This is a genomic window from Tardiphaga sp. (genome assembly GCF_028290785.1).
In the GTDB taxonomy this organism is placed as follows: domain Bacteria; phylum Pseudomonadota; class Alphaproteobacteria; order Rhizobiales; family Xanthobacteraceae; genus Tardiphaga.
In genome coordinates this window covers 1-4,020 of the sequence record NZ_JAQGJD010000104.1, presented here as the reverse complement: position 1 = coordinate 4,020, position 4,020 = coordinate 1, and the positions used below count along the sequence as shown (strand labels likewise).

Here is a 4,020-nt window from a genome sequence, read left to right as displayed (position 1 = left end):
ACGGGCTGTGCACGGCGTGATCGTAGTGCTCAACGATATTGACGCGGTCGAGGAACACCGCCTTGATCGCATCCTGCCACGACCACAGTGACAGTGGGTAATAGCTCAGCGGCCGGAAGTCCGCATTAAGGACCAGCACCGGCCAACCACCTTGCGAGACGTGTGCGTTCAAGTAACGCTCCTGACCCCCACATTCGGCTGCGACGCAGCCAATGTTGTCATACTACAGGCAGCGTGACGGCGTTGTGAAGGGCATTGGCAGGATATCCCGGGCTTGGGAAGCGGGTGCAAATTGGGGCGGATCGGTCGTATCCAGCGCGGGTTTTCCCCATCCGCCTGTATCGGGTGGTTCCCGCGCGACTAACGTGCCCGGATTGACGAGGTCGGCGGCGTTCTACGGCGTCGCCAGCGACAGCATGTGGCCCTGATGCGGCGGCACGCGACCGGCCAGCGTGTCGCGGTAGAGCCGTTCGACGGCGGCCGGCCCGCGGCCCTCCACCACCTCGATCCATCCTGCGAGCTTCGGCGCAAAGGCGGCCCATGACGCGCCGAATCGCTTGTCAATTCCACCGGGGCCCCATTCCTTCGCGCGCGTGCGGATCTGGTCGGGCGCGAAGAACCAGGTCGGGGCGGCGCCGGGCAGGTCGGCTTCCTCGGCCGCGGCATTCTGGTGCGTCAGTCCGATGCGGCTGCTGTAGACCAGTCGCTCGCCGAAGTGCCGATGCAGGCGACCGCGCAGATCGCCGTTGCCGGCAAAATCCACATAGACCGCCGGATGCCTGGCCGGCAGCGTATCGATGCGGTCGTAGCTCACCACCTCGTCATAGCAGCCGAGCGAGGCGACAAAGCCGACATTGGACGCGGACGTCAGCCCGATGACCCGTACCGGCTGGCGCTGGCTGTGTAACAGATGCGCGAGGCCGAACGCGGCCTTGCTGGAAGCGCTCGACAGGATCACCTGTTCCGCACCGAAGAAGTTATGCTCGGCGAGATAGTCATCGACCAGGAACGACAGCATGAACAGCGGTCGCAGTAGCGCCTGATAGTCGCCCTGCCGTCCGGCGAACGCCGCGTCCCCCGTCACCCGTGCATAGGCATTGTAGACCGGCGCCACGCCTTGGCGGTGCGCGGCGGCGTCGCGCAGGCCGCGTTTGCTGACGTCGGCGGCGTCGATCACTAGATGCGTCGCCATCGGGAAATAGCCGAACAGGATTTCGCCCTCGCCGACCTGCGAATGCCGCGAGGCGATCACCTCGCCAAAGCCCCATACGGGAATGATGCCAAACCCGTCCGGTGCTGGAAACAGTTGCCAGTACTTCAGCTCATCCCCGAGCATCGCGTAGGTGATGTTGTTGGCGGTGAAGGCGAAGCGATCGATTTTGATGAGTAGCGTCTCGTCGGGCAGAGCGTCTGCCTCCGGCAAGTGAGTGTCGATCAGCCTGCTGTTCTGGATGTCGTTTCGAGCGACGATGAAGTGCGTGGCTACTGTCATGGGCAATCCTCGCGTGTTCACAATGCGATTTTCGCCGATGCCGATGTCTGTTTTGCGACAAAGTATGTTTTAAACAGCGTTCGATTGATCCGTGGCACTACGCGCCGTTGCGCGCGTAGCCTTCCCAGTAGGGCTCTCGCAGCTTGCGTTTGAAGATTTTCCCGGTGGCCTCGCGCGGCAGCGCGTCGAGGAACTCGATCTTCTTCGGCACCTTGAAGTTGGCGAGGCGATCGCGCAAAAAACTCTGCACGGCGGCAGGCGTCAGGTCAGCGCCGGTGTCCGGCTCGATGCAGGCGCACAGCCGCTCGCCGAATTCGTCGTCGGGAATGCCGAACACGGCGCAGTCGCGCACGCCGGGCATGGCGATCAGCGCGTTCTCGATCTCCGCGGGATAGATATTGACGCCGCCCGATATCACCATGTCGCGCTTGCGGTCGCACAGGAACAGATAGCCGTCACGGTCGAGATAGCCGACATCGCCGACGCTGATCAGGCCGTCGCGGCCGGCCTCGGCGCGCGCTTCCGCCTTGCCGTGATAGTCGAAATCCGGCACCGATGTCTGCCGCATGAAGATCTCGCCGGGCTCGTCGATGTCGCACAACTCGCCGTCGGGCCGGAAGATCTTGACGATGCCGCCTTCGATGACGCGGCCGACGGTGCCCGGCTTGGCGAGGGCTTCCTGCGCCGAATGCCAGATCGGAATGCCGGTTTCGGTAGAACCGAAATATTCGTTGAGGACCGGACCCCACCAGTCGATCATCGCGCGCTTGGTTTGCGGCGGGCACGGCGCCGCGCCATGCACGACAAAGCGCAGCGAACTAAGGTCGTAGCGCTGCTTGATTTCGTCCGGCAGTCGCAGCAGCCGCACGAACATGGTCGGCACCATGTGCATGTGGGTGATGCGGTGGCGTTCGATCAGTTGCAGCAAGTCCTCGGGATCGAAACGCGGCTCGAGCACGATGGTGCAGCCGCTGCGGAACGCCAGCATACCATAGGAGCTCGGCGCCGAGTGATACATCGGCCCGTTCATCAGGATGACCTGGTCTTCGTTGGGCTTGACGCCATAGGCGATGCCGCCGACCCGCTCCGACGCCGCAGCCTGCTCGGGCCGCATCGGTTGGCGGCGCACACCCTTCGGCATTCCCGTGGTGCCCGAGGTGTAGAACATCGGCGAGCCGCGCTTTTGCGGCTCCCGTGACGGCGCATGGGTGTCGCGCCAGTCGTCCCAGTCCGTTTCGCCTTGCGGAACTTGCGCCTGTGCGGGCGTGACGCCGAAGGCGGCAGTGATTTCCGGCGGCGTTGCGACCACGAACAGCCGCAGCGTGGCCGGCAGACCGTCGCGGATCTGCGGCAGCAGGTCGGCGTGGCAGACCAGAATGTCGGCGCCGCTGTCGGCCAGGATGTAGCCGACCTCCTGCGCCTTGAGATGCCAGTTGATCGGGACAACAGGGCTGGCAAGCGCGGACGCGGCGCTGGAGACCTCGAACAGCGCAAAATCGTTGCGTAGCATCATGGCAACAGGCGCGCCGTCGCGCAGCCCGAGGGCCTGGAAGCTGCTCGTTGCCCGCGCGATGCGCTCCAGGATCTCCGGATAGCTGATCTTCCGCTCGCCGCTGATAATCATCGTGTGGTCCCTGACTTTTATTGGTCTTATTGGTCGTCGAGCAGTTCGCCGAACCCGACCCATGATTTGCCGTCGAAGCGACGCAGCCGCAATTGCTGGAACGGCAGAAAGTCGACGGGGCCGGACGAGACCGTCATGCCCGGCAGCAGAAGGGGCAGTTGAACCTCGTGCAGCGAAACCGCCTGGCGCATGACGTTCTCACGGCTGAAATCATCCTTGCACGCCTTCAGCACGTTCACGAGCAGGCTCGCATAGTGGTAACCGGCGGCATAGTTGGAATTGCTCAGGTCGGCATTGGGCATATACTTCTTCATGAAGGCGAAGAATTCCTTCACGCCGGTATCGTCGATCCATTGCGCGTCGCTGGTGTCCTTCTGATTGCTGGACGAGATGAGGCCAACGGCATTCTCCAGCCCGGCCGGCGCCAGGAAGGAAATCGACGCGGACGACGTCGGCACAAAGGTCAGCTCCGGCTTCCAGCCGATCTCGGCCATGCCCTTGATCAGTTGCGAGGTGAATTTTCCGAGTGTGGCGCCGAACAGGACGTTCGCGCCGGAGGCTTTCAGCGCCGCAAGCTGCGAACTGATTGTCGGCGCGCTGGTCTCGTAGCTCGTTTCCAGCACGATCATGCTCGCGGCCTTGTCGCCGAGGCCGCGCTTGAAGCCGGCGACGTAATCGCGGCCGAAGTCGTCGTTCTGCGCCAAGATAGCGATCTTGGCGTCGGGCTTGGTCTGACGGATGTGCTTGGCGTAGACCACCCCTTCGGACTGGTAGGCCGCCATCCCGGGCATGGTCCAGGGATAATTCTTCGGGTCGGCCCATTTGGTGGCACCGCTCAGCACGAACAACTGCGGCACCTTCTTGCTGTTGAGGTAGCGGTGCACGGCATTGTTGGTGGCGGTGC

3 protein-coding genes and 1 pseudogene are annotated in these 4,020 nt (G+C 63.4%); all 4 read right to left on the bottom strand.

The window, feature by feature from the left end; all coding sequences use genetic code 11:
- Positions 1-172, bottom strand: a pseudogene (locus tag JWR89_RS05595) (HNH endonuclease); the annotation flags it as partial.
- A gap of 222 nt (positions 173-394) precedes the next feature.
- Positions 395-1,492 (bottom strand): DUF2855 family protein, encoded by a 1,098-nt coding sequence (locus JWR89_RS05590; RefSeq protein WP_299712806.1) that lies wholly within the window; start codon positions 1,490-1,492, stop codon positions 395-397.
- A 97-nt stretch (positions 1,493-1,589) separates the two neighbouring features.
- Positions 1,590-3,116, bottom strand: a complete 1,527-nt coding sequence (locus JWR89_RS05585; protein ID WP_299712803.1) for an acyl-CoA synthetase — start codon at positions 3,114-3,116, stop codon at positions 1,590-1,592.
- Between the two features lie 26 nt (positions 3,117-3,142).
- Positions 3,143-4,020: ABC transporter substrate-binding protein (locus tag JWR89_RS05580; RefSeq protein ID WP_299712800.1), on the bottom strand; the 878-nt coding region annotated here is incomplete at its 5' end.